General features: G+C 45.8%; 21 protein-coding genes. 14 read left to right on the top strand and 7 right to left on the bottom strand.

Annotated features, from left to right (window positions below; translation table 11 throughout):
• The first annotated feature begins 66 nt into the window (after positions 1-66).
• The 5 genes from typA (at position 67) to mnmG (ending at position 7,382) form a co-directional block, all read left to right on the top strand.
• Positions 67-1,872 carry a translational GTPase TypA gene (typA, locus tag HMPREF1551_RS12615; RefSeq protein WP_021629565.1) on the top strand — a complete coding sequence of 602 codons (1,806 nt, stop codon included), beginning with the start codon at positions 67-69 and terminating at the stop codon, positions 1,870-1,872.
• A gap of 63 nt (positions 1,873-1,935) precedes the next feature.
• Entirely contained in the window at positions 1,936-3,735 is a 1,800-nt protein-coding gene (locus HMPREF1551_RS12610) for a chloride channel protein (RefSeq protein ID WP_021629564.1), read from the top strand.
• A 108-nt stretch (positions 3,736-3,843) separates the two neighbouring features.
• On the top strand, positions 3,844-4,662 hold the full coding sequence (locus HMPREF1551_RS12605; protein ID WP_021629563.1) for a prephenate dehydratase: 819 nt from the start codon (positions 3,844-3,846) through the stop codon (positions 4,660-4,662).
• Between the two features lie 97 nt (positions 4,663-4,759).
• A complete protein-coding gene (locus HMPREF1551_RS12600) occupies positions 4,760-5,518 on the top strand; it encodes an acyl-[acyl-carrier-protein] thioesterase (RefSeq protein WP_021629562.1) in 759 nt (252 codons plus the stop codon).
• 4 nt (positions 5,519-5,522) lie between these two features.
• Positions 5,523-7,382 carry a tRNA uridine-5-carboxymethylaminomethyl(34) synthesis enzyme MnmG gene (gene mnmG / locus HMPREF1551_RS12595; protein ID WP_021629561.1) on the top strand — a complete coding sequence of 620 codons (1,860 nt, stop codon included), beginning with the start codon at positions 5,523-5,525 and terminating at the stop codon, positions 7,380-7,382.
• A 261-nt stretch (positions 7,383-7,643) separates the two neighbouring features.
• Here the strand turns inward: mnmG and HMPREF1551_RS12590 are convergent, their stop codons facing one another.
• From HMPREF1551_RS12590 to HMPREF1551_RS12565, 6 genes are all read right to left on the bottom strand, one after another.
• Complete coding sequence (locus HMPREF1551_RS12590; protein ID WP_021629559.1) at positions 7,644-8,420, bottom strand: hypothetical protein; 777 nt, start codon at positions 8,418-8,420, stop codon at positions 7,644-7,646.
• A gap of 349 nt (positions 8,421-8,769) precedes the next feature.
• Positions 8,770-9,078 carry a type II toxin-antitoxin system YafQ family toxin gene (locus tag HMPREF1551_RS12585; protein WP_021629557.1) on the bottom strand — a complete coding sequence of 103 codons (309 nt, stop codon included), beginning with the start codon at positions 9,076-9,078 and terminating at the stop codon, positions 8,770-8,772.
• Positions 9,065-9,352, bottom strand: coding sequence for a hypothetical protein (locus HMPREF1551_RS13255; RefSeq protein ID WP_021629556.1), 288 nt, complete (start codon positions 9,350-9,352; stop codon positions 9,065-9,067). The genes HMPREF1551_RS12585 and HMPREF1551_RS13255 overlap by 14 nt, the downstream gene beginning before the upstream one ends.
• Complete coding sequence (locus HMPREF1551_RS12575; protein WP_021629555.1) at positions 9,349-10,845, bottom strand: GH3 auxin-responsive promoter family protein; 1,497 nt, start codon at positions 10,843-10,845, stop codon at positions 9,349-9,351. Before HMPREF1551_RS12575 ends, HMPREF1551_RS13255 begins: the two co-directional genes overlap by 4 nt.
• A gap of 7 nt (positions 10,846-10,852) precedes the next feature.
• On the bottom strand, positions 10,853-11,722 hold the full coding sequence (locus HMPREF1551_RS12570; RefSeq protein ID WP_021629554.1) for a M23 family metallopeptidase: 870 nt from the start codon (positions 11,720-11,722) through the stop codon (positions 10,853-10,855).
• Positions 11,723-11,866: 144 nt separating this feature from the next.
• Positions 11,867-12,283, bottom strand: a complete 417-nt coding sequence (locus HMPREF1551_RS12565; protein WP_021629553.1) for a hypothetical protein — start codon at positions 12,281-12,283, stop codon at positions 11,867-11,869.
• A 133-nt stretch (positions 12,284-12,416) separates the two neighbouring features.
• Here HMPREF1551_RS12565 and HMPREF1551_RS12560 point away from each other — a divergent pair, with 133 nt between their 5' ends.
• The 6 genes from HMPREF1551_RS12560 (at position 12,417) to HMPREF1551_RS12535 (ending at position 18,447) form a co-directional block, all read left to right on the top strand.
• The gene (locus HMPREF1551_RS12560; protein WP_034544725.1) at positions 12,417-12,677 is read left to right on the top strand and encodes a twin-arginine translocase TatA/TatE family subunit; all 261 of its coding nucleotides are present in this window, start codon (positions 12,417-12,419) and stop codon (positions 12,675-12,677) included.
• Positions 12,678-12,797: 120 nt separating this feature from the next.
• Positions 12,798-13,934 (top strand): Mrp/NBP35 family ATP-binding protein, encoded by a 1,137-nt coding sequence (locus HMPREF1551_RS12555; RefSeq protein ID WP_021629551.1) that lies wholly within the window; start codon positions 12,798-12,800, stop codon positions 13,932-13,934.
• 20 nt (positions 13,935-13,954) lie between these two features.
• Positions 13,955-14,395: an OsmC family protein gene (locus HMPREF1551_RS12550; RefSeq protein WP_021629550.1), complete on the top strand. Its 441-nt coding sequence runs from the start codon at positions 13,955-13,957 to the stop codon at positions 14,393-14,395.
• On the top strand, positions 14,385-16,184 hold the full coding sequence (gene recJ / locus HMPREF1551_RS12545) for a single-stranded-DNA-specific exonuclease RecJ (RefSeq protein WP_021629549.1): 1,800 nt from the start codon (positions 14,385-14,387) through the stop codon (positions 16,182-16,184). The genes HMPREF1551_RS12550 and recJ overlap by 11 nt, the downstream gene beginning before the upstream one ends.
• 152 nt (positions 16,185-16,336) lie before the next feature.
• Positions 16,337-17,746 (top strand): cytochrome c oxidase accessory protein CcoG, encoded by a 1,410-nt coding sequence (ccoG, locus tag HMPREF1551_RS12540; RefSeq protein WP_021629548.1) that lies wholly within the window; start codon positions 16,337-16,339, stop codon positions 17,744-17,746.
• A gap of 110 nt (positions 17,747-17,856) precedes the next feature.
• A complete protein-coding gene (locus HMPREF1551_RS12535; protein WP_021629547.1) occupies positions 17,857-18,447 on the top strand; it encodes a Uma2 family endonuclease in 591 nt (196 codons plus the stop codon).
• Positions 18,448-18,652: 205 nt separating this feature from the next.
• On the opposite strand, the gene HMPREF1551_RS12530 is transcribed toward HMPREF1551_RS12535, so the two are convergent.
• Positions 18,653-19,882, bottom strand: coding sequence for a DUF5103 domain-containing protein (locus tag HMPREF1551_RS12530; RefSeq protein WP_034544722.1), 1,230 nt, complete (start codon positions 19,880-19,882; stop codon positions 18,653-18,655).
• Between the two features lie 144 nt (positions 19,883-20,026).
• Here HMPREF1551_RS12530 and HMPREF1551_RS12525 point away from each other — a divergent pair, with 144 nt between their 5' ends.
• From HMPREF1551_RS12525 to HMPREF1551_RS12515, 3 genes are all read left to right on the top strand, one after another.
• A complete protein-coding gene (locus HMPREF1551_RS12525; RefSeq protein WP_021629545.1) occupies positions 20,027-21,199 on the top strand; it encodes a YhcG family protein in 1,173 nt (390 codons plus the stop codon).
• Positions 21,200-21,301: 102 nt separating this feature from the next.
• Complete coding sequence (gene pgi / locus HMPREF1551_RS12520) at positions 21,302-22,909, top strand: glucose-6-phosphate isomerase (RefSeq protein ID WP_034544721.1); 1,608 nt, start codon at positions 21,302-21,304, stop codon at positions 22,907-22,909.
• A gap of 86 nt (positions 22,910-22,995) precedes the next feature.
• Positions 22,996-26,983 (top strand): DUF5724 domain-containing protein (locus HMPREF1551_RS12515; RefSeq protein ID WP_021629543.1); only part of this gene is annotated, 3,988 nt, incomplete at its 3' end.

The following is a 26,983-nucleotide window of genomic DNA, read 5'->3' as shown; positions in this document are numbered from 1 at the left end:
AAAACTAAAAACTAAAAACTAAAAACTAAAAACTTTTTTGTATTTTTGCGCCCTAAAAAAAATGATATGACAGCTATTAGAAACATAGCCATTATTGCGCATGTTGACCACGGAAAGACAACCTTAGTAGATAAAATCTTACATCACTGCGCGCTCTTTCGCGACAATCAAGAAACGGGCGAATTGATCTTGGATAACAATGATTTGGAGCGCGAACGCGGGATCACGATTCTCTCTAAGAATGTTTCAGTCAATTACAAGGGGACAAAAATCAATATTATAGACACTCCCGGCCACGCCGACTTCGGTGGAGAGGTGGAGCGTGTGCTCAATATGGCCGATGGGGTACTTCTTTTGGTGGATGCCTTCGAGGGGCCTATGCCTCAGACTCGTTTCGTTCTTCAGAAGGCTATCGAAATGAGACTCAAACCTATTGTGGTGATCAACAAGGTAGATAAGGAAAACTGTACTCCCGAGGAGGTACATGAGGCGGTATTCGACCTTATGTTCGAGCTCGGTGCCGAGGACTGGCAGCTGGATTTCCCTACCGTATATGGTTCTGCCAAGCAAAACTGGATGTCCGATGACTGGCGCAAGCCTACCACTTCTCTCGAACCGCTTTTGGATATGGTAGTGGAACACATTCCTGCCCCAGTGGTGACCCAAGGAAGTCTCCAAATGCTTATTACTTCCTTAGACTATTCTACCTTTACCGGACGTATCGCCATCGGGCGCTTACACCGCGGTACCCTCGAGGCAGGGATGAATGTCTCTTTGGTAAAGCGCGATGGCTCTATCGTAAAGTCTAAAATACGCGAACTCCATATCTTTGACGGCCTAGGGCGTAAGAAAGTGGAAGAGGTACAGGCCGGAGACATCTGTGCCATTGCCGGTCTTGAAGGATTCGATATTGGGGATACCATTGCCGATTTCGAAAACCCTGAAGCCCTGCCTACCATCGCTATCGATGAGCCTACCATGAGTATGCTCTTTACCATCAACGACTCGCCTTTCTTCGGCAAGGATGGGAAATTTGTAACCTCCCGACATATTAAGGAACGCCTTGAGCGCGAATTGGAAAAGAACCTCGCCCTAAGGGTGGAGCCTACCGATAGTGCTGATAAGTTTGTAGTCTATGGCCGAGGCGTACTGCACCTCTCTGTCCTTATCGAGACTATGCGTCGTGAGGGCTACGAACTACAAATAGGTCAGCCCCAGGTAATTATTAAGGAAATCAATGGAGTGAAGTGCGAACCTGTAGAGGAGCTTACTATAGACCTACCGGAGAATGTGAGCGGAAAGGCGGTCGATTTTGTTACCCTCCGCAAAGGGGAAATGCTTAGTATGGAGCCTAAGGGGGATCGCATGGTGATCAAGTTCCTCATTCCTTCTCGCGGGATCATTGGGCTAAGAAATCAAATCCTAACGGCAACTGCCGGAGAGGCGATTATGCACCACCGCTTCTTGGAGTTTCAGCCCTTCAAAGGGGAAATACCAGGGCGTATCAACGGATCGCTCATCTCTATGGAGCAAGGTACTGCCATTCCTTATTCCTTGGATAAGCTCCAGGACAGAGGGCGCTTCTTTATCTTCCCAGGAGAGGATATCTATACCGGACAGGTAATCGGAGAAAACTCCCGTAGTGGGGATATGGTGGTCAATGTAACCAAAACCAAAAAACTCACCAACGTACGTGCTGCCGGATCTGATGAGAAGGTGAAACTCGCTCCGCCTATCAAGTTTTCCCTCGAAGAAGCCCTCGAATACATCCAAAAAGACGAATATGTAGAGGTAACCCCTAAGAATATGCGTCTTAGAAAAATTTATTTGGATGAAAACGAACGCAAACGCCACGAGAAAGAGTTTAAATAGTGACTAATGACTAGTGACTAACATAGATAACTCAAAATTCAGAACTCACAGCCCAAAACTACAATGAAGACAACAGCGCAACGTTGGTATATAAAATTCCTACAATGGAAAACACAATACCTCACCCATAAGCAGTTTATACTGCTGCTTTGTGGGTTGGTAGGGGTCGCTACGGGCTTTGCGGCCTTAGCGATGCGCTCGCTCACACACTTCATTGAGGCGGTTTTGGTGGGGAATATCATCCGCTATATCAACTATGGATTTTATGTAGTTTTTCCAGCGGTAGGTTTTCTCTTGGTTTATCTAGTAAAGAAATATATAATCCGTAAGGAAGTCAGTCACGGGATTCCCTCCATCCTCTATGCGGTGGCCAAGCAGAAAGGGATAATGAAGCGTTTCCAGTCCTATGGCAGCTTGCTAACAGCCCCTATTACCATCGGTTTTGGAGGTTCGGTAGGGCTGGAAGGACCTATGGTGGTCACCGGAGCAGGCATTAGCTCCCAGATAGCGCGCCTGTTCCATATCAACCAGTCCGATCGCATGTTGCTACTGGCCTGTGCTTGTGCAGCGGCTTTGGCAGCGATTTTTAAGGTGCCACTGGCGGGTATTCTTTTTGCGATAGAGGTTTTCGGCTTAGACCTGACCCTCTCATCGCTGTTGCCCCTCTTTTTAGCTTCCCTCTCGGGAGTGCTGACCTCCTATTTGTTCTTTGGCAACGCAGCCCTATTGCCTATTCAGGTCAGTGCGAGCTTTCTGATGCGCAATATTCCTTTCTATCTGCTTTTGGGAGTGGTAGGTGGCTTTATGTCGGCCTACTTCACCTTTGTCTATGAGCGGGTCAATCGGTTTTTTGCACAGTTTTCGGCCCCCTATATGCGTATTCTGATAGGAGGCGCTATTTTAGGTTTGCTAGTTTTTCTGATGCCTCCCCTCTATGGAGAAGGACATGAGGTAATCAACCACCTCAAGGAAGGCCACCCGGAACTTTCCTTGGGCGACAATATCTTTGGTTGGGACTTGCAGAATCCTTGGATTATCATCCTGCTCTTGGCAGGCTTGGCTTTCTCCAAGGTAGTGGCCACCTCGGTCACTTTTGGAGCCGGTGGGGTAGGAGGTATTTTCTCCCCTATGCTTTTTATGGGAGGGGTGATGGGCAATTGTTTTGCTCGTATAATCAACCAGATAGAATGGCTCTCGCATAAGTTGCCTTTGGCTAACTTTACCTTAGTGGGGATGACTGCCCTGATGACTGGAGTACTCCATGCACCACTGACCGCTATCTTCCTCATCGCAGAGGTAACCGGGGGCTATGCGCTCTTTGTGCCTGCGATGGTCACGGCGGTGGTGTCTTTCTCTATTGCAAAGTACTTTAACAAATATTCCATCTATACCATGGAGCTGGGGCGCAAAGGAGAATTGGTCAATCAGGACAAAGACCAAGCCATCCTAACCCTTATGGATATGGGGCAGGTGATAGAGACCAATTTCATCCCCGTCTATATCGATATGAACCTCAAGGGAGTGGTCTATCAGGCCGTTAGAGAGTCTTCCCGCAATATCTTTCCTGTATTGGATAGAGAAAAAGGTAGTTTGGAAGGGGTCATCCTTCTGGATGATATTCGCCACCTGATCTTTGAGAAAGAACTCTATGAAAAGATCTCCGTCTTGGAGATGATGCAGCCACCTCCCGCCCTGATTCACATGGGCGAGGATACCATGAACCAAGTGATGGACAAATTTCAAAATACAGGGGCTTGGAACCTACCCGTGGTCAAGGAGGGGAAATACATTGGCTTTATCTCCAAATCCAAACTCCTAACCGTATATAGGAGAAAACTGATTTACTTTAGTAACAACAGATAATTGTCAATTGTCAATTGTCAATTATTCAAAGTTTGTAACTACTCAGTACTTTGGCTTGTACCAACAAGGGAAATAACAATTAACAATTGATAATTAACAATTGATATTATGATTGCCATACAAGGAACAATTGCTTCATTCCACCATCAAGCCGCTTTGGACTACTTCGGTAAGGGAATAGCCATCTTAGAATGTCGCTCTTTCGATGCGGTGGTCAAGGCTGTCCTTAGTGGAGCAGCCCAGTATGGACTGATGGCTATCGAAAATAGTATCGCTGGAGCTATCTTGCCCAACTATGCACTAATTGACCGCAACAACCTCTATATAGCAGGAGAGTGCTATATGAACATTCAGCACCACCTCATGGCACTGCCAGGGCAGACCCTCGCTGATATTAAGGAGGTACATTCTCACTATATGGCGCTTTTGCAGTGCAAGGATTTCTTTGAGGACTATCCTCATATCAAGTTGGTAGAGGCTACCAATACTGCCCAAGCTGCCAAGGAGATACAACAAGGACAACTCAAGGCGGTTGCTGCCATTGCCTCCACTTCAGCAGCTGAGCTTTATGGCTTAGAGATCTTAGCCCAGGGCATACAGACCATCAAGCAGAATGCCACCCGCTTTGTAGTGCTTGCCCCAAAAGACCCTTATATCTCTAAGGAAGGGCTCAATAAGGCGACTCTTAAGTTCCAACTCTATGACCAAAGTGGAAGCCTGGCTACTGTACTGAATGTGCTGAGGGATTACCAAATCAATATGACCAAAATCCAATCCCTCCCAGTGATCGAAACCCCTTGGAAATATGCCTTTTTTGTAGAGGGTACTTTTCCTGACTATCAGCAATATAAGGAAGCGCTTCGCCTGCTGGAGGTCATGAGTGAAGACCTCAAGGTACTGGGGGAATACCAAAATAATTACAAGTGATAAGTGATAAGTGACAAGTGACAAATGACAAGTGACAAATGACAAGTCATAAAACTAATCACTAACCACTAACAACTAATCACTAACAACTGAGACTATGACAATTTTTACAGAAACCTACAAAGTGCGTAGCACCCAAGTGAATTTGAACAACCAATTAGGCCTCTATGGTGTATTGGGGATGTTGCAAGATATAGCCGCGGAACATGCCGCTTCCTTAGGTTTTGGCTATAAGGACTTGATCAAGCAGGGCTTTTTCTGGGCACTGATTCAGCAGAAACTTAAGATGTATGAGTGGCCTGAGTGGAACGAGCGGGTAACCATTCATACTTGGTCTTTGCCTGTTCAGGGGGTGCATGCCTTCCGCCAGTTCGAACTCTATGTAGGGGATCGTAAGATAGGAGAGAGTGCCTCCACTTGGATTACGATGGATATAGCCTCTCGCCGGCCTATTGATATGACCGACCGTCAAGACCTCTTTCACCCTCGCCGAGATGGAGGAATCCAGATGCAAACCGAACGTGTATTGCTGCCAGAGGAGATGATCCATGTGGGAGACTTCAAGGTGAGAGTGAGCGACTTGGATGTCAATTCCCATGTCAATAACGTGAAATATACCCAGTGGGCTTTGGATATGATGCGTGAGCAAGACCATCGCCAGTGGGTGATTCGAGAATATGATATCAACTTTCTCTCCGAGACCTTCCTTGGCGATACCATGCAGGGATACAAAAGCCATGCTCACTTCCTAAACCCTGAAAAAACCTTGGTAGAAACCTATCTCTGCGCCCAGAAAGAAGGAGGCACCAAGCCTGCCTTTATTGCTAAGTGGAAAGCAGAACTAATTAACAATTAAAAAAATGTACGACGTTATAGTAGTCGGTGGGGGGCATGCTGGCTGTGAAGCGGCTGCCGCCGCCGCTAATACAGGGGCCAAGACCCTCCTTATCACCATGCAACTCCAAAATGTGGCACAGATGTCCTGCAACCCTGCGGTAGGGGGCATCGCCAAGGGGCAGATCGTTCGTGAGATCGATGCCCTAGGGGGCTATATGGGTATTATTACCGACCAAACGGCCATTCAGTTCAAGATGCTCAACAAGTCCAAAGGCCCTGCCATGTGGAGTCCTCGCGCCCAAAGCGACCGCATGCGCTTCTCGGAGGCTTGGCGCTTGCAGCTCGAGCAGCTTCCTTTGCTTGATTTTCTTCAGGAGATGGTCACCGAGCTACTTATAGAAGCAGACAAGGTCACCGGGGTCAAGACCTCTTGGGGACGTACGATTCGCGCCAAGAGTGTGGTACTGACCAACGGTACTTTCCTCAATGGGGTATTGCATATTGGCCTGAAGACACTCGGAGGAGGTAGGGCAGGGGAGAAGGCAGCCACAGGTATCACCGAGTGCTTGGTCGCCCATGGGTTCGAGGCCGGTCGTATGAAAACAGGGACACCTCCGAGGGTGGATGGACGTTCTTTGGACTATTCCAAGATGACTTCCCAACCAGGGGATGAAAACCCTGAGAAATTCTCTTACTTACCACTAACGAAGCCTCTTGCGCATCAGCTGGATTGTTATATGACCTATACCAGCGAGCAGGTACATGATATATTGCGTACAGGTTTTGACCGCTCCCCTATGTTTACCGGTCGTATTCAGGGAGTGGGGCCGCGCTATTGTCCGTCTATAGAAGACAAGATCAACCGCTTTGCCGATAAGGATCGCCATCAGATCTTTGTAGAACCCGAAGGCTGGCATACGGTAGAGATGTACGTCAATGGGTTCTCCACCTCTCTTCCTGAAGAGATACAATACGAGGCCTTGCGCAAGGTAGCAGGTTTCGAGCAGGTGAAGTTTCTCCGCCCTGGTTACGCTATAGAGTACGATTATTTTCCTCCTACCCAGCTCAAAGCAACCTTGGAGACTAAGCTGGTGGAAAATCTCTTTTTTGCCGGTCAAATCAATGGAACGACAGGCTACGAAGAAGCAGGAGCGCAAGGACTTATCGCAGGTATCAATGCCTCCCGTAAGGTGCAAGAGCAATCGCCCTTTGTGCTTAAGCGCAACGAGGCTTATATAGGGGTACTGATAGATGACCTTATCACCAAGGGTACCGAAGAGCCTTACCGTATGTTCACCTCCCGTGCTGAATACCGCACGCTGCTCAGGCAGGACAATGCTGATGCACGCCTGACCCCTATGGGCTATGCCTTGGGATTGGCTACAGAAGAACGTATGCGCCTATTGGAAGAGAAAGAGGCGAAAACAGCCGCCTTTGTACAGTTCTTCAAAGAGACGAGTATTACCCCCGAAGAGGCCAATCCGCTTTTGGCCAAGTATGACTCTTCTCCTATGAAGCAGGGGGATAAGATGGCGAAGGTGCTGGCACGTCCCAATATTACCATAACCGATTTTATGGAACTTCCTCAAGTAAAGGAGTTTGTCGATTCTCAACAACTTAGTAAGGAAGTGCTTGAGAACACGGAAATAGAAATCAAATACGCCGGTTATATAGAGAAAGAGAAGAACAATGCGGACAAACTCAATCGCTTGGAGGATATCCGTATACCTGAAAACTTCAATTATGACAAACTTACTTCCCTCTCCTTCGAGTCACGGGAAAAGCTCAAGAAGATACGCCCAACGACCCTCTCCCAAGCCTCTCGTATCAGTGGGGTGTCGCCAGCGGATATAAGCATATTGCTGGTGTATATGGGGAGGTAACGACTAGTGACGAATGACTAGTGACAAGTAACTAGTGACGAATGACCAACGACAAGTGATAAGTGATACTTTTTCACACTTCACTTGTTTCTACTGCTAGTGAGCGCATGTCGTTCGTGTCTTATCACTCTCTAATTCACTGCCTAAAAGTAGCGCTTTCTCAGTTGGTTATAGAACTACAAGCTCTTAGCTTTGTGGGCACGAGTTACAAAAAACGCGCCAGCGGGGAGGTTTTAAGAGTATATTTGAGACAATACGGAACTATTCTCTATCAACCCCTATAAGTAATCCTTTGTCATAGAAAATTACTTGAATCTCGTGTTGTTTCTCTTCAGGTATGCACCATAACCAATTTTCTTTTCCTATTTTCTCAACCGTTCCATAAGCATTCTTTTCTACCCATTGAATAAAAGGTATCCCATCAAACATTTCTTCCACGTGATATGTCGATAGAATATTTTGGAGGTAGATATGGCGATATCTATTTTTGATATGAGGAAATTCATCAGAATAAAAGAATTTTTCCCACATCTTTGAATTTCCTTTATAAAGAGGCATTTGATGTTCTGCATATCCATCTCCAGAAGCATAAGTAGTCCAACCCTCTTGACAAAACAGATAGCCTAATGAAGCTGTAGTATCTTTCAATAAAAAAGAGAGGGTTTCTTTAAAGAAAAACATGATATCATCTTTTCCATAAACAGCATCAAACATTAGTATTATAGTTTCCTCATTATAACTTAATGAATAGTGTCTAGTAAGAGGTTCAGCTTGCTTATCAGCAAGAAAAACATTAAAAGAACTGTAATTTTCAGCTGTGTTATAATCTGATTTTTTTCTCTTTTCTTGAAACTTTAGAATAGATAGCTTTTCATCTCTATAACTTTTATCCTTCAAAAAGTCATATCTTACGGATTTTAAAGGGTAATTTTTCTCTTCATAAAAAGGAAGAAGTTTATCAAAAAGAGTTAATGCGTCTATCTTATATCCATAAAGGACAAAACAGATTCTTTTCTTGGTAAGTTCTTTCTTTGACATATCGTTCTTTTATAGATTGTTATTTTTCGACTACAAGCTCTTAGTATTGTGGGTACGAGTTGCAAGAAACGTGTCAGTGGGGGAAGCATTACCTAATATTATCCTTTTATAATATTTCTTCTTATAAACATACATTCTTTGTCAGAACTAAAAAAAGAAGAGTCCCTTACAGCTAAATTATTTTTGTAACAATATTCTATAAGGATATCCTTATTAAGTCTCTCTTTTATAATTTTCTTTTTGTAATATAGCGGATTTTCAAAATCTAAAAGATCCCCTTTTGAAGAACAAGAAACGCACCAGCAGAGGGACGATAATGACAAGTGATTAGTGACTAATGACTAGTATTTCAATTAAATAGGTCTGAATGGCTTCCTATTCTCTGTAGGACAATTTCTCTATTCTCATCATCTTGTGTCCAAATCAATAGTAAATCAGGTTCAATATGACACTCTAAGGAGCCTTTGTAGTTTCCTGTTAAGGGATGAGGTCTCTTCTGTGGGGGAATACCCTCAGAGCCTTTTTCAGAAAGGATACAAACAATTTCCAATATAGCTTTAATCCTTTCAGGGCTCTTCTTGTATTTCTTTAGTTCCTTTTTGTAGGTAGTGGAGGGAAATATAGTATATGATTTGTCCTCATTCTCATTGTTCGTCATCTTCTTCGTCGTTTAGGATGTCTGCAAACATTTGATGAATATCGGTGTAACCTTTTAAAAGCCCATTCTTTTTCTCTTCTAAGCCTTGCTCTATGGCTTTTATGGTGTCCTCATTAGGAATATGCTCCTCCTCATAGTTGAGGATACTTTTTAGATGATTATAGTCCTCTATCAGGTAGTTATAATCGTCTATAGGGAGTATGGCAAATGTCTTATTCCCTTGTTTGTCTATAATAAAGTGAGGTTCTATGGTTGGTGAGATGGTTGTGTTCATAAGTCAAGATTTTTGAGTTTGTCTGCAATGCTGCGGTCGTTAGCCAGGTGTTGGGTTTTGTTCTGACCTCCTAACTTGCCTTGGGATTTCATGTATTGAGCGAAGCTGCCTTTGGCCACGGGGGTAATGTGTAGGCGCTGGAGCACCTTGCCTTCTATCAGGTCTTTGTAATAGCTGTTTTGCGCTTGCAAGGCTTGGTCAAGTGTATGGGCGAAAGCCTCCATATCCTTGGGGGCTTGCTCGAACTCGATGAACCACTCATGATAGGGGAGTTCTCCTGCGGGGGGATTGACCTGCGGCGCTACGGTAAATTCGCTCACTTCACCTCCTTGTTGGGCAAGGGTCTCGGCGAGGGCTTCTTCTACTTCCTTGGCGATGACATGTTCGCCAAAGGCTGATATAAAGTGCTTGATACGCCCTGTTACTACAATGCGATGGGGCTTAAGGGAGGTGAACATCACCGTATCGCCCATGTTGTAGCCCCATAAGCCTGCATTGGTGGAGACAATAAGCACGTAATTCACGCCCAGCTGTACGTCCTTGAGGGAGATACGCTTGGGGTTTTCACTAAAGAAAGTATCTGCTTCGATGAACTCGTAGAAAATACCTGCGTTTAGCAGTAGCAACATCCCCTTTTGCGTTTGCGTATCCTGATAAGCGAAGAAGCCTTCGCTGGCAGGGTATAGCTCCACGCTATCTACCTTGCGGCCGATGAGGTGTTCGAATTTTTGGTGGTAGGGTTCGTAATTGACCCCTCCATAGATAAACAGCTGAAAATTAGGGAAGAGTTCCCCCACTGTCTTTTTGGATTTCTGCTGGAGGCGCTCGAAATACATCTGTACCCAAGGGGGGATCCCACTGATAAGGGTCATATTCTCATGAATGGTCTCCTCCACGATGGCATCAATCTTCGTTTCCCAGTCCTCTATACAGTTGGTTTTCCACGAAGGCATACGGTTGGTTTGCAGGTATTTAGGCACATAGTGTGCGGAGATACCCGACAGCCTACCCAGGCGGATGCCATTCTTCTTTTCCAAGATAGGGCTCCCTTGTAGGAAGATCATCTTGCCTGAGACAAAATCCGCCTTGCCTGTTTCAGCGATATAGCACATAATGGCATTGCGAGCCGCCTGGATATGGTACGGCATAGATTCTTTGGTTAGGGGGATATACTTCGCTCCGCTGGTGGTGCCAGAGGTTTTGGCAAAGTAGAGCGGTTTGCCCGGCCAAAGGATGTTTTCTTCTCCCTTTTTTACGCGCTCTATATAGGGAGCCAATGCCTCATAATCGCGGATAGGCACTTGGCGAACGAAATCCTCGTAGGAGTGAATCTGCTCAAAGTGGTGATCACGACCGAAAGCGGTATGCTTGGCCTTTTGGATAATAGAGCGGAAGACATTCTCTTGGGTTGCGATAGGGTTGGCCGCCCAGCGGTCTATTTGTTTGCGTATGTAAGAAGCCCACTTACGGGCGATAAAGCTCTTTAGACTCATGGTGTGGTTATTTAAAATTCATATAGTTGAGCGGATCCACCGGATAGCCTTCGTGCCATAGCTCAAAGTGTAGGTGGGTGCCTAAGGAGTGTCCAGCGGCATGGCCTACCTGAGCGATGACCTCTCCAGCACGTACCTTATCGCCCGCTTGCTTGGTGCTTGCAGCATTGTACTTATAGACAGAGACAAAGTTATGGGGGTGTTCGATGACCAGGACAAAGCCTGTTTGTGCTGACCATTCAGCAAAGACCACGGTACCTTCATTGACGGCCTTCACGGGAGTGCCTTCCGGAGCAGAGAGGTCAATGCCGTAATGGCGTTTGTCGGCCTTGAACTCCTCAGATCGAACCCCTTCTACAGGAGGGAAAAAGGACTTTTGGGTATTAGCCGTAGCGGAGGCAAAGACATTGTAACGCTCTTCCTCGGCCACATCGGCTCGGAGATTCATTTCCTCTTCGCTCGCTTGGAGATTCACTTCAGTGGGAACTTGTTGGATCGCGTTTAGGATAGAGTCTTTATTGATTTTCTCGGGCTCTATATCTCCGGTGAGTACCTTTTGGAGGGAAAGGAAATAAGCATCGTTGCTCATGATACGTTGCTGGAGCGAATCGGTATGGAAGGTAAGATCGACAATTTGTTTGCGCTGGTCAGCCTCGGAGAAGCCTAATATATATTGCCTAAGCGGCGAATAGATAATTACCAAGATAGTGAGGGTAATCATCAGGATAGCGAATAGGCCGCTATAGACAAAGACATTGAGGCGGTTCAGGCGAAAGGTTTTGACCTCCTCCAAGGAGGCTTCGTTCATGATCACGACTCTATACTTGAAGAGCCATTTGCCATGTATGATTTTGCTAAATCGTTCTTTAAAAGTCATTAGTAAGTTTTTAGTTTTGAATTTGGAGCTGTCAGTATTCAGTTACTGACCGCTGATAGGAAAGTGCAAAGATACAACATTTTGAGGGTGAAATCAAGGAAAAGTTTTGAGTAGGCTAAATCATATTCTTATAGTTTTCAAAACTCAAAACTTTCTCAATCTACTAAGGGCAGTGCCTAATACGCATCCGATGAGCAAGATAAGGATACTTGTAAATAAGAAAAAAACATAGAATAATCGCCAATAATCATCAGATAGGTTTCCATATATCAGCCCCATCACATAGAATCCTAAGAGGCTGCTTATAACAAAAATAGCATAGAACACCCCAAGGCCTAACCAAAATCGCGCCCAAGGCGGTAGCTTCGCCCAAGGAAGGTACTCCCCAGCGAGGTAACCCAAGGAAAAAGAAATCAAAGAGGCAGGTAGGATGTTGGTCATTATAGGAATGCTGCCCGGTTCTCCTCTCAAATAAGTAAAGAGAAGGAGGGTAAGACCTGCAAAAATCAGGGCAACCTCTATGTGTAGGGCAATGAATAGGTAAATGGTGGAACGCTTCATAATAATGACTAATGACCAATGATTAATGACTAATAACGAATGGTGGATTAATTTTTTACAAAGGTATATCAAAAATACGAGTTTTTCGTACAGATATAAAAAAAATCTCGTATCTTTGCACTCAAAAAAAGTTATGTTAGCAAATCATATTTTCTTAGGAGTGATAGGTGCTCCTCAGGTAATCATTATTATAGCGGTAGCCTTGTTGTTCTTCGGAGGAAAGAAGATTCCAGAGTTGATGCGCGGGCTTGGTGGTGGTATCCGTGAGTTCAAGGATGCGATGAAGGACGGACAGGAGCCAGAGCGTGGAACAGAAAAGAGAGACATTCCCTCCGAGGCTGAGATCCAACAGCGTAGTGAAGAACTTAAGAGACTGCAAGAGAAAAACAGTTAAGGGTTGGGACGAATCCTATAAAAACAGAACTTTCATTCGGCCTTCGAAGGGTCGGAGGGAAGTTTTTGTCAATTAGCTAATGAGTCAATTGTCAGATTGGCAAATTAAAAAATTAGTATTATGACTTTATTAAAATCTCAAGTAATAGAAGCCCTTCGCAAAATCACCTCTCCAGGAGAGGGGGGCAACCTTATTGATGCGGGGGTGGTGAAGAATATCGTGATTTTCGGTGATGAGGTGGTGGTAGATGCCACCATCTCCAACCCTTCCTTACAGGCTAAGAAAAAGGTAGAGGTAGAGATCATGAAAGCCATTCATGCCGAGGTATATGAAAAGGCAAAGGTGAAAGTGAATATCACTGTGGAGGCAGCTCCCGCTTCGGATAAAAATGAAATAAAAGGAAAACCCATAGAAGGGATCAAAAATATTATCGCTGTTGCCTCCGGCAAAGGAGGAGTGGGTAAGTCCACCATTACGGCCAACTTAGCCATTGCCTTGCGCAAGATGGGCTTTCGGGTAGGTCTCTTGGATGCGGATATCTACGGGCCATCCATTCCTATGATGTTTGACGTACAAGAGGAGCGCCCTGCCTCAGTAGAAGTGAATGGCCGCTCGAAGATGAAGCCTGTGGAGAACTATGGAGTGAAGATCCTTTCTATAGGCTTTTTTACTCATCCCGATCAAGCGGTTATCTGGCGAGGCCCTATGGCCAGCAAGGCTCTCAATCAAATGATCTTTGATGCCGACTGGGGGGAGCTGGATTTCTTGCTTATCGACCTACCTCCAGGGACAGGCGATATCCACCTGAGTATCATGCAAGCCTTGCCTATTACCGGCGCAGTGGTGGTGAGTACCCCTCAGAACGTTGCCTTGGCCGATGCTCGCAAGGGAATAGCGATGTTCCGCCAAGAGACCATCAATGTACCTGTATTGGGCTTGGTGGAGAATATGGCCTACTTCACCCCTGCGGAATTGCCAGAGAACAAGTACTATATCTTTGGTAAGGAAGGTGTAAAATCCTTAGCCGAACGTACCGATACCCCGCTGTTGGGCGAAATTCCTTTGGTACAGAGCCTTCGCGAATCCGGCGATGTGGGGCGCCCTGCCGCCCTGCAGGAAGGTACCCCATTGGCCAAAGCCTTTGAGGACTTTGCTCGCAATACGGTCGCAGAAGTGGTGACTCGTAATCAATATTTGGCACCGACCGAGGCTATCCAGATTACCACCATGGCCGGTTGTAGTCCTAAGAAAAAATAAAGAACTAATATCAAACATACATGCACGAAGTAACCGTCTATTGGGAAGGAGACATGCAGTTCACCTCCACCAACCCCAGTGGCAATTCATTTTTTATCGACACGACTCCTGAGAACGGGGGAGAAAACAATGGGATGCACCCCAAAGCCTTGATGCTATCGGCTTTGGCTGGCTGTACCGGCCTTGATGTATTGGCCTTGCTTAAGAAAAAGCAGATAGAATTGGACAACTTTACCTTGGATGTACAAGGGAAATTGGCCAAAAACCATCCGCGTATCTATGAGGAAGTAACGGTCAATTACTACTTTGAAGGGGCAGACTTGGATGTGGAGCAAATCACTCATGTGGTGAGCCTTTCGGTAGAGAAATACTGTGGGGTGATCGCTATGTTCCGCCAGTTTGCCACCGTACACATTAAGTTGTTCTTTAATTCAGAAGAACATCCTTACAATGCCGAGTAGGCTCCGCTGGGAGTATCTTCCAGAGCCGTCAGAGTCGGCCATAACGGCCTTAGCGGAATCTCTTTTTCCAAGGAACTTACTCCCATGGCATAGGGTGATGGCTTGCCTGCTACTACAGCGAGGCCTTGAGAGTGTATTTCGGGTTAAGGAATATTTCTCCCCCACACTTAAAAAGCCGGATGGGGTAACACTTAAAAGACTAAGTGAAGCAACCTTGATGAGCAATATGCTCAGGGCTGTAGATGAGATAAGTGCAACTATAGAACGTAAAGAGCGGATACTCATCTATGGGGATTATGATGTAGATGGCACTTGTGCTGTTTCGATACTCTACTTATTTCTAAAGAAAGTCTATCCGGATACACCAGGGGTACCTCCATATCCTTTTGTGCTTACTTATGTACCCGATAGGTATAAGGAGGGCTATGGAGTGTCGCAGGCAGGGATAGACTATGCTGTTGCTCATGATGTGAAGCTAATCATTACCCTTGACTGTGGGATTCAGGCACATGAGATGGTGCTTTATGCCAAGAAGTATGGAATAAGAGTGATTGTGACGGATCACCATACCCCATCAAAGGAATTGCCACAGGCTTTTGCAGTGCTTAACCCTAAGTTAGATGCCCATCGGTATCCAAAACAAGATGTCCATCGGTACTCCTGCAAAGAGCTTTGTGGAGCGGGAATTGCCTTTAAGTTGGTTCAGGCCTTGTGCGAACGGTTTTCTCTACCCCAAGAGGCAGCCTATACTTACTTGGACTTAGTGGCCTTGGCCACTTGTGCAGATATAGTCCCCCTGACCGGAGAGAACCGCGTGCTAGTAGCCGAGGGGCTTCGGCGTATCAATGATCCGAATATTCCCACCCCTGTACTGGATCAGCTTTTGGCTACAGCCAAGCGCCCTATAGAGGTGAGGGACTTGGTCTTTGTAGCCGCACCACGAATCAATGCTGCAGGAAGGATGGCACATGCCAATATGGCCATCGCTCTACTTATAGGGCAAGATCCTTCTATACTCGAGAAAATAGAACAACTCAACCAGCAGCGCAGGAGCTTAGACAAAGACATCTTCGAGGAGGCCTATGCTCAGGTAGCGGAGGCTCATGATGAGGAAGCTCCGGCGACAGTAGTTTTTTCAGAGACTTGGCACAAAGGAGTCATTGGGATTGTCGCCTCTCGGCTTATGGAGCATTATTACCGCCCGACGATTGTCTTTACCCGAAGTGGGGACGTACTATCCGGCTCGGCACGTTCGGTAGAAGGGTATGACCTCTATAAGGCCTTGGGCAAGTGTAAGCAGTACCTGATCCAATATGGGGGTCATAAGGCAGCTGCGGGGATGACCCTACGGCCAGAGCATTATCAGAACTTCAAGAAACAATTCCAGAAGGTAGTAGCCCGAGACCTTCCTCTCTCCTATCGCATGCCTCTACTTACCCTAAGTGCGGAACTATCCTTGTCGGACATCACTTACGATTTTTATCATGAGCTTCAGAAATTAGCTCCATTTGGCCCGGAGAATATGGATCCAGTCTTCTATGCCCATGGAGTCTTGGCCAAGCAAGTACGTAGGATAGGCAAAGACTTCTCTCATTTGCGTATGATCCTGACCGATCCTAAGAGTAATCATGATTTTGTAGCGGTAGGTTTTGGCTTGGGTTACCAAGAATCACTTATAGGAAGCGGACAGCCTCTTACCATTGCTTACCAACTAACTGAAAATGAGTGGCAAGGGAGAAAGAGCTTAGAGTTGATCCTAAAAGCAGTGAAGCCAATGACCAATGAATAACGATTGTTATAGAAAATTCCTATATCGAAATAGATTTTCTCTTAAGAATAGAATGATTATAAATTTCGTCTGTTGGGAAAAAAAGTAGGTAGGAAAGCTAAAGAACATAAAAAGAATACGTAAATTTGCAGTAAGTTTTTAACTTATGTGTTATGGAACAAGAATCCTTTCGTAATTCTATAGGTACGGTAGATACTTCCGGAAAGCGTGTATGGGCTTTTCCGAAGAAGCCTAAGGGGCGCTACTACCAGTATCGCAAGTATGTGAGCTATCTGCTACTGACTATCTTCTTTGTCTCTCCTTTTCTAAAGATAGATGGGAATCAGTTTTTACTCTTCAATATTTTAGAGCGAAGGTTTAATATCTTTGGTTTTCCCTTTTGGCCACAGGATTTTTACCTTTTTGTGCTATCTATGATTATAGGAGTGGTCTTTATCCTGCTCTTTACGGTGGCCTTTGGGCGTATTTTCTGTGGGTGGATCTGTCCACAGACTATCTTTTTGGAAATGGTCTTTCGCCGAGTGGAGTATGCCATAGAAGGGGATCGCAATGCCCAAATGAAATTGGACAAACAGGCTTGGGATGGAGAGAAAATCCGTAAAAAAGGACTTAAGTGGTTCATTTTCTTTCTGATTTCCTTTGTGGTATCCAATGTCTTTTTGGCTTACCTTATTGGTAGTGATCAGCTCTTGGTAGAGATCAAGGAAGGGCCACTAAAACACCTCAACACCTTTATCGCACTGCTAATCTTCACTGGGGTTTTCTACTTTGTATTCTCCTGGTTTCGCGAACAAGTATGTATCATAGCCTGTCCTTATGGGCGCTTGCAGGGGGTACTCTTGGACAACAAGTCCATCGTGGTGGCCTATGACTACAAGCGTGGTGAGGGCGAAAAAGGCCGAAAGAAATTCCGTAAGAATGAGGACAGACAGGCCATGGGGCATGGCGATTGTATCGACTGTTTCCAGTGTGTGCATGTGTGTCCGACCAATATAGACATTCGTAACGGAACGCAGCTGGAGTGTGTGAACTGTACCGCTTGTATAGATGCTTGTGATGAAGTGATGGTCAAGTCCGGTATGCCAAAGGGGCTTATCCGCTTTGCCAGTGAAGAGGAAATCGCCAAAAAGGAGCCTTTCCGATTCACTGCACGTATGAAAGGCTATGCCTCGGTACTTACGATACTCATAGGTATCCTTATTGGCTTGCTCTTCTTGCGTAGCGATGTACAGGCCAATATCCTACGACTTCCAGGTCAGCTCTACCAAAAAGAAGGCGATATTATTTCCAATGTCTATACCTACAAGATTATCAATAAGACCACCCAGGACTTCGATCACCTTACCTTTAAGATCGTAGCACCTAAGCAAGCAAAGATAGAGGTTGTAGGGAATCCTGATATCCACTTGAGTAAGCAAGGTATGGTCAGCGGAACCCTCTTTATCAAGATGCATCAGGCCTTTGTTACCGAGCGCAAACTCAAGCTCAAGATAGAGGTTTATAGTGGTGAAAATCGTATAGAGAGCACCACCACGACCTTCTCTGGGCCAATCACGTTTTAAGTGAAAAATTAAAAGTGAAAAGCGAAGAGCGAAAAGTTCTTCACTTTTCACTTTTCGTTTTTTACTAATTTTCTTATCTTTGCCCTTGGTAATCCATAAAACAATGTATCATGAGTACTGTAATCACGAATATAGACCAGTTAGACCTTGCCCATGGGCTTTATACCTATACTGATTATATACATTGGCAGCTCAAGGAGCGATTGGAGATCCTCAAAGGGAAGATTTTTAAAATGAGTCCAGCACCTGCTGTCTCTCACCAGAAAATAGCTAGAAACCTTACAGGGGAACTTTATAACTATTTTAAAGGGAAAACTTGTCAGCTCTTTTCAGCACCTTTTGATGTAGTGTTAAGAAATAAAAATGGTTTGGAAGATAGTGTCGTGCAGCCTGATCTCTGTGTGGTATGTGACCCTAAGAAGTTAGAGAATGACAAGCGCTGCTCAGGGGCGCCTGATCTTATTATAGAGATCCTATCCTCAGGTAATTCTAAGAAAGAGATGCGCTATAAGTACGAACTCTATCAAGATTCAGGGGTATCAGAGTATTGGGTGGTACGCCCTACTGATAAGGAGATCACCCAATTTGTATTGGAGAATGGTCAATATCGAGCCCTTCCCCCTATTGTAGAGGGAGATGTGATCCATTCGGTAATATTTCCAGAGCTGGGAGTTGCTACAGAGGATATTTTCAGGTTATAAAAGGAATTGATATTCATATACTTTAGGCTCAATCTCTTGAGCAAGGCGAGTGAGCGCTCGTCGCAGGACACCGATGAGGCTATTATAGCGCTCATCGGTGTTTTGTTGTTCATTTTACCTTTATCATTACGTCTTTGGAAATGTTCGTGCATGTCATATAGTGAGGCATTCGGATTGCTAATTAACAAATTGACTCATTGGCATATTACCTCGTTACCTGTGTGCTCTGTAGGCTTCCCATACCGATGACACGGTCGTAGCGGTCAGCGGTGTCGCGGTAATAGACCAGCACGGTATAGGTATTTTCCGTTTGGTAGAAGTTGCCCCCGATGGCATTGTAGTCGGCCTGGCCGTGGCGCTTAAGGGCAAACTTATAGTTATAGAACCCCTGCTTTAGATACACATTCCCCACATACACCTTTTTTTCTTCATCAAGGTCAAGCCGATAAGCCTCAGTGAGGGCATTGTCGGAGAAGGCACCATATACATATACCTGGTCGGTAGGCTCTAAGTCCTGGGCGGCGAGGGAGAATTGTACCAAGGCGTATTCGCCCTCTATGCTATTGTCGCGCCCGTGGTCGCTTGTGATGCGGAAATTCCCATCTATATCAGGGTTGTAGGTATAGGGTAGGCGAGCGCGTGGCGCTTGGGTAAAGAGCTGGCAGAGATATTTATCTCCCTCGCGGCGCGTGGCATACACCCCAAAGGTAGGGGAGCGTAGGTCGCGATTCTCGAAATAGAAATACTCATTACCCGCCCAAAAGGAAGTCTCTCGGTCGTACTTATATATTAGTTCATTGCCCAAGATATATTGCGGAGGTACATTCATAATAGCATTGTCCCAACGATAGTTCTGAAGGATAGCCAGCTTGACAGCCGTATTGGGGGAGACGAACTGTAGGGACTTGGAGGTAATCTTCATCTGCAAGGACTGCTTGCTCTCGGCATACTTAACCTCTCGGGGCTGCTTGACCTCGAGTTGTACCGTAGCCGTAGGGCTATAGAGAACGAAGCGGCGGGTGAAGAGGGGTTGTTGCTCACTATTGGTGATGGTTAGCAGGTAGTTACCCGTAAGCAGAAAATCGGTATCATCATTCGGTAGCGAGAGGCTATAGTGGGTATAGGGCTGTAGGGTACTGTAGGAATGGCGATAGTCACTCAGGCGGACATCATCCATGCCGCGGAGATACTCACTTTTGAGCAGATCAGAAGGCTCCCAATTGTAGTTGCAGTGTGTTAGGGTATAGTAATAGTCCGTTTCCCCTCCACGAAGATCATCAAAGGAGAGGGTAAATCCACTACCTAAGGGAACGATAGGAAACTGACTATAGGGGTCATCGCCCGTTCTAAAGATAATGGTCTTGATATAATCGGGGGCGGTCTTCTCCTGCGCTAAGGAAAGCAAAGGGAGGAGCAGGAGCAATAATTTCTTCATGAGTTTTGAGTTTTGAGTTGGCAAAAATACGAAAAAAAGCCGAAAAACATTTGCTAAGAGCATAAAAAAGACTATCTTTGCAAGGACAAATGATAAGTGACCAATGATTAGTTGTTAGTCACTCGTCACTAACTAAAGATTAATATGGTGATTAGCAAGTCTATTATTGATACCATCAAGACTGCCATTTTGGAAAGCCAATATAAGGCCGCAAAGGCAGTCAATGCAGTGCAGCTATCCCTATATTTCTCTATAGGGAAGTATGTATCGGAGCATACCCGCAAGGGATATTGGGGAACAGGCGCTTTGGAGTACATTAGCGAGCAGCTACAACGTGAGCTGCCAGGGCTTCGTGGGTTCTCGGCAACGAATATAAGAATGATGCGTATCTTTTATGAAGAATGGTCAAGTAGTTCATTGTTAGATAATTATAATTCGTCACTCGCGAGTGACGAATTAGAGTCAGACAATTCTAATTCGACCGTCATGACGGTCGAATTAGAGGAGACTACAGAACACATTTATTCTACGGATGCGATTATTAAGTTTTCACGACTATCAAGCTGTGGAGAGGAGTTCACCAAGTATTTCTTGAGTATTAGCTTTACCCATCATAGGTTTATTATGAGTATGGTAAAGGATATAGAAGTGCGTTTGTTTTATATAGAATTAGCTGCTAAGGAATCCCTTTCTGTACGTGCTTTACAGAAAGCCATCCAATTGGACGAATATAAGCATAAGGGTGCTATGGCTAATAACTTTGTTCGGACACTCTCTGCCTCCCAGCAAGCTCTTAAGGCTATAAGTATGTTCAAAGACGAATATCTGCTTGACTTTATCAATGTAGAGGAACTTGGGGTACGTGATATGGAGGATATAGATGAACGAGTGGTAGAGCAACAGATTGTTCAAAACATTAAGTGCTTTATTATGACTTTTGGGCGTGATTTTGCTTTCTTAGGAAGTCAGTATCAGGTAGAGGCTTTAGGGCATACTCATTTTATAGACCTTCTTTTTTACCATAGAGAACTCTCCTGTTTGGTAGCTATAGAACTCAAGACAGGTAGTTTCAAGAATGCTTACTTAGGTCAGCTAAATGCTTACCTGAATATATTGGACGATTTTGTCCGTAAGCCCAATGAGAACCCCAGTATAGGGATTATTCTTTGTAAAGATGTGGATAAGACTTATGCCGAATATATGGTGAGAACATATGACAAACCTATGGGAGTAGCTACTTTTAGAACAGCCGATGAGATGCCTGAAACCCTACGTAAAGCACTGCCTAATATAGAAGAACTCAAGAAATTACTATAGTGGTTAGTCGTCAGTTGTCAGTAGTTAGTCACTTATCACTTGTCACGACTAAAACTCTTAGAACTCAAAATTCAAAACTTAGAATTCAAAACTAAAAATATAATGTTAGCAACACAGAATCCTACACAAACCAAGGCTTGGGCAGCCTTAGAAGCCCATTTCGCTAAGGTAAAAGAGGTTACCTTACAACAACTTTTTGCCCAAGATGCAGCTCGTGCCCCCAAGTACACCCTCCAGTGGGAAGACTTCTTAGTGGATTACTCTAAGAACAATTGGGACGAGACTACCCGTAATTTGCTTTTGCAGTTGGCGGAAGAGTGCGACCTAAAGGCCTCCATTGAGAAGTATTTTACAGGCGACAAGATCAACGCTACCGAAGGCCGTGCCGTACTACATACTGCCTTGCGCTCGGCTGAGAAAGAAATCCTTGTAGATGGGCAGAATGTAATCCCAGAGGTGGAGGAAGTGAAAGCCAAAATCAAGACTTTCTCGCAGGAAATTATCTCTGGCAAGCGTACGGGCTATACCGGAAAGGCCTTTACCGATGTGGTGAATATCGGTATCGGTGGTTCAGACTTAGGGCCTGTAATGGTCTCTGAAGCCTTGAAATTCTACAAAAACCATCTTAACATTCACTTTATCAGCAATGTGGATGGCGACCATGTACATGAGGTGATCAAGCACCTGAACCCTGAGACAACTCTTTTTGTGATTGTCTCCAAGACTTTTACCACACAGGAGACCCTCTCCAACGCCCTTACAGTGAAAAAGTGGTTCCTCAAGCATGCCAAAGAAGCCGATGTAGCCAAGCACTTCGTGGCCGTTTCCACCAACCTTAAGAAGATAGATGAGTTCGGTATCGCCCCTGAGAATGTATTCCCTATGTGGGATTGGGTAGGGGGTCGCTTCTCCCTATGGAGTGCGGTGGGGCTTACCATTGCCCTTTCGGTAGGGTATGAGCACTTTGCCGCCCTTCTCTTAGGAGCTCAGAAGATGGATACCCACTTCCGTACCGCACCCTTCAAGGAAAACCTTCCGGTACTTTTAGCCTTGCTCTCTGTGTGGTATACCAACTTTTATGGGGCTGAGACCGAAGCCATTATCCCCTATACCCAATACCTACACCGCTTCCCTGCCTACCTCCAACAGGCCATTATGGAAAGTAACGGAAAGTATATAGACCGCAGCGGACAGCGTGTCAGCTACCAGACCAGTGCCATCGTGTGGGGCGAGCCAGGAACGAATGCCCAACATGCTTTTTTCCAACTCATTCACCAAGGTACCAAACGCATTCCAGCCGACTTTATCGGCTTCAAGCACGCTCTCTATGGGGATCAAGACCACCAAGACAAGCTCATGGCCAACTTCCTGGCTCAGACCGAAGCGCTCATGAATGGCAAAACCCCAGAGCAGGTACGTGCCGAGGGCGTAGCCGAGCACTTAGTACCTTTCAAGGTATTCGAGGGCAACAAACCCACTACCACCCTGCTCATTGACAAACTCACCCCTGAGAGCCTTGGTAAGCTCATTGCCCTATACGAACATAAGATCTTCGTACAAGGGGTACTATGGAATATCTATAGTTATGACCAATGGGGCGTAGAACTCGGTAAGCAATTGGCCGGGACAATCCTCAAGGACTTTTCAGCCCCTCAGCCTGCAAAACATGATAGCTCTACTTCACAACTCATTGAGAGAGTGAAAAGTTAAGAGTGAAAAATGAAAAGTGAATAGGGAGCATTCAGTTGTTCTCTATTCACTTTTCACTATTCGTTAATCATTAACCCCTAACCCCTATGTTAAAGCAAGAACAAGCCGACAAGTTCTTAGGCAAGCATGCGCCTAAGCAGCTTAAAGAAGCCGACTTGGCTTCCTTCTCCGCCCCCTACCAAAAGTTGGGCGCCTATGTCACCAACCTGATAGACTACGATGAGTCAAGTATTTTTGAACAGGAGTTTGCCTCCTACAACTTCCCTGATAAGCTCTGGGAGAGCAAGGAAGGAAAGGCACTTGCCTTGCTGCTCTTTGGCAAAGAAATAGCTCCCTACGTACAACGCGTTTGGGACTCTTTGGTAACCTATCCCTATCAAAGAGGGTGGGGTCGTCGCCCTTTCCGCTCGGAGAATCCTGCCGACTATACCGAGATACAACTCTCTAAGATGTGTACGCTGCATAGCTATTACAGCTCAGGGGTGGGCGCATTGCTTATAGCCGAGCAATTCCAATATGTAGTCTATAATGAGGATGATGTAGAGGTGTTCTTTGCTTTGGTGCTTTCAGAGAATCCGGATGCTTACTATGAACTCTTCAAAGATATTTTCTCCAGCGAACACGAGATAGGGGGCGTATGTGCCGTACTGATTAAGGCAGCCCTGATGGTGGAGGACAGCCGCTATCGTACCTTAGTGGAGCAACTCCTTTTAGCCGCTCAGCTTCAGGAGGGCTTAAGGCAGATGATTTTGGAATCTTTGGATGGCACCTCTTTGGTCTCCTTGCAGCACTTTATAGGTGTCATTCTCCAGCACAACCTCACGCGCTTTAGCAGTGTGGTACGTGCGGTAGATGTATGGTTTGGCTTTGGTTGGGAAGCGCCTCAAAAGTCGGTGATTAATCGTATTTTGGAACTGGCACAAACTTTCCTTTCCGACCGTGCAGCTACTGAAAAAGCGGTGAGTAGCAAGGACAATGTAGAGCGCTTTGTCGCCCTATGGGCAGTGGGGGTACGCAGTGTACAACAGGCGCTGAGCTTGGCGGTGAAGGCAATCCAAGATCCACAGACAAGCCACGAGGGACGTATCGTGACCCTTTACTTTGTACAGCAAACCCAAATAACCTACACAGATATAGCCACCTATGCAGAAACGCATTTTGGTGAGGCGGCCGATTTGGACTATTGGCTCTTACAGAATCTTCCAGAAGGCAGCATCTCCCAGGCTCTTTTTGACCGTATGCAGGCTGCTGCCAAGGCTTTGCCTAAGGAGGGCAAATACTTTGAGGGGGTAGGTTTCCGTTGGCTTAGCTTTACCCTAAGGCCACAGGACATCTACCGCTTTCTCATAGGCGCGGCCAATGAGCAGCAACAAGAGCGCTTGGCCGCAGAACTCTCAGAAATTCCTGTAGAGGTGCGCCAGAACCTCCTGCAAAATGTGTATCCCGTATTGGGGCGTGGGCGTTACTATTATGAGAGTCCAGCAGAGAAGAAAAAGAAAAAGAAACCTGAAAAATATCCAGCCGACTCTTGGCAACGAGCCTTAGTACGTACTGCCCTGAATGACAAGGCGGCTATGGTAGCCGAAATTGCCTTTGAGATTTTCAAAAAAACACCTTTGGTACATGAGGATATACTTGCCATAGAGCAGGTGCTCTCCCGCAAGAATAAGGAACAGCGCAAGGAGAGTGTGGCACTACTTATCAAGCAGCCCGAAGCAGTGCTCAAGGACAGTACCTCCCGCCTGATTGTCTCCAAGAGTGCCGACCAGCGCTTGGCAGCTTTGGAAATTCTCTCCGTATTGCAGGAAGAACAAAGGCTTACCGATTATGTAACCGAGCAGGTGGAGGCCTATAAAGTTCGCAAGCTCACCAAGAACGAGCAGGTACTGATGGACAAGCTCGCTTACAACCCTGATGAGACAGGGGAGCAGCGCTATGACCTCTCTAATGGATTTGGCGTGATTGATTTTGATAGGCTTACGCCTTTTGTCTTGCCCCAGCCTCAGTTCGACAAGGAGCGCAAGGAGAAAAAAGGCTTCCTCTTTGACAAAATTATAAGGGTAGAGAGCGTACGCGAAGCCCTCAATGATCTACTAGTGATATGGCGTAAGCACAAAGACTACGAATACCAATACGAAGGCTATCAAGGGGCTACCATAACCACTCTTTTGGGCAAAGAAATCAGGCGTCAGCACCAAGAGCAGGAAGGCGAAACCCCTATGGATAGGCTCAATGACCTGCCACAAGCAAAGCTTTGGAAAGACTGGCACCAAAAGCACCAGCTCAATGAGATAGAATACGAATACGCCATACGCTATTGTGAAGGTATCTTTTTTGAGAATGAGATGCCTAAGCAGCTAAAGAGCTATTTGGTAGGCTATTATCCTGACTTTAAGGTAACCTTTCAAGGAGATGTAGGAAATTATTACGACAGTGAAGCCCGTCGCTTGCAAGACCTTTTAGCCCCTATAAGAGAGGCCTATGCCGAAGATAGAGCGTTTTTGGCCAGCTTTAAGCTCTCTGTCTTTGAGGATGCATTGGCTACTTATCCGCCTGAGAAGCGCAAGGAAAAGATAGAGCGCGATTATGACGATATGGACTGGACAGAGGTGATTGAGGAGTTTGTCATCTCTATAGACTATGGAGAAAAAGGGGATATAGACTATTATACCCCAGAGCAGCGCTTTAAGCTCTGGCAGTTGCTTTACTATGTATATGCCCAAAAACAAACCAAGGACGACCTTACCGTCTATAACGCCCAAGGAGTGCTCACAGCCCTACGTACCAAGATACGTGAGCACGAGCGCCTACCAGGGGTAAATGGTGGGTTGGCTGAGCTGACTCTGACACTTTACCAAAAAGGCCAACTCTCGGCAGATGACCTCTTGTTCTTCTGCCTTTTGGAGGATGATCTCTTTACCATAGTCCAAGGAGGAGAAAACTACTTCTACCGAAGACTGCCCGAGGCGCTTAGAACTTCGCTTACTTTCCCCGATGCCCAGCTGGAGCAGCTCAAAACGCGTATGCTCCAAGTAGAATTGCAACGGGGAGACCTACCTACCGATGCCTCTATCTATATACGATACCTGCAAGAGATAGAGGGCATGCACTACTTCTTTGAGGCCTTGGAGCGTATGGGCAAGGAGCCTTTCGCTAAGGGCTATTACTACGGCAATGATCTTACCAAGCGCCGTACCTTTAGCCATATCTTGGAGGTGAGCCAGCCGAGCGCGACGGATACTTTTGCTGCCTTTAAGGCGCATTTAGATACACTCAAAATCACCGACAAGCGCTTGGTGGAAGTGGCTTGCTACGCCCTACACTGGGCAGACTGGATAGGGGACTACCTCCAGATCAAGGACTTCAAGGAGGCTATTTGGTGGTTTATCGCCCATACGACCGACTATATGGATGCGGAAAAGGAAACGATTGTCTCCCAATACTCTACCGTACCGCGTGATGACTTCCAGCGGGGCGCTATAGATGTGGATTGGTACCACCGCGTGCATAAGTCAGTAGGCAAAGAGGGCTGGAAACTCATACAAGAGTCCGCCAAGTACCTTTCCGAAGGGATGGGCTATCGCCGTGTGAAGCTCTATTCTGCGGTGCTCACTGGCGAGATTAAGTTGGATGAAGTAATCCAAAAAATCACTGAAAAGCGTGACAAAGACTATGTCATGGCTTTAGGATTGGTAACTATTAACAAGAAAAAAGAAGAGGAAGACTTAGTAAGGCGCTATAACCTCTTGCAGACCTTCCTCAAGGAAAGCAAGCAGTTCGGTCAGCAACGCCAAGAGAGTGAGAAGAATGCCGTAGAGATAGGCTTGGACAACCTCTCCCGCAATGCAGGCTATGAGGATAGCATCCGCTTTAGCTGGGCAATGGAGGCCAAGGCGACCCAACAGATTATGGAGAAATCTACTCTTGTGCTGGACGATACCACTATTAAGTTGGTTGTTGACGAACAAGGCAAGGCAGAATTGGAAGTAACTAAAGGCGACAAAACCCTCAAGTCTATCCCTGATAAGTATAAGAAAAATAAGGAAGTAGAAGCCCTCAAGGACAGCAAAACCT

The organism is Capnocytophaga sp. oral taxon 863 str. F0517 (genome assembly GCF_000466425.1).
Classification (GTDB): domain Bacteria; phylum Bacteroidota; class Bacteroidia; order Flavobacteriales; family Flavobacteriaceae; genus Capnocytophaga.
The sequence above is the reverse complement of the archived record's forward strand: the minus strand, read 5'-3'. Positions and strand labels throughout refer to the sequence as shown.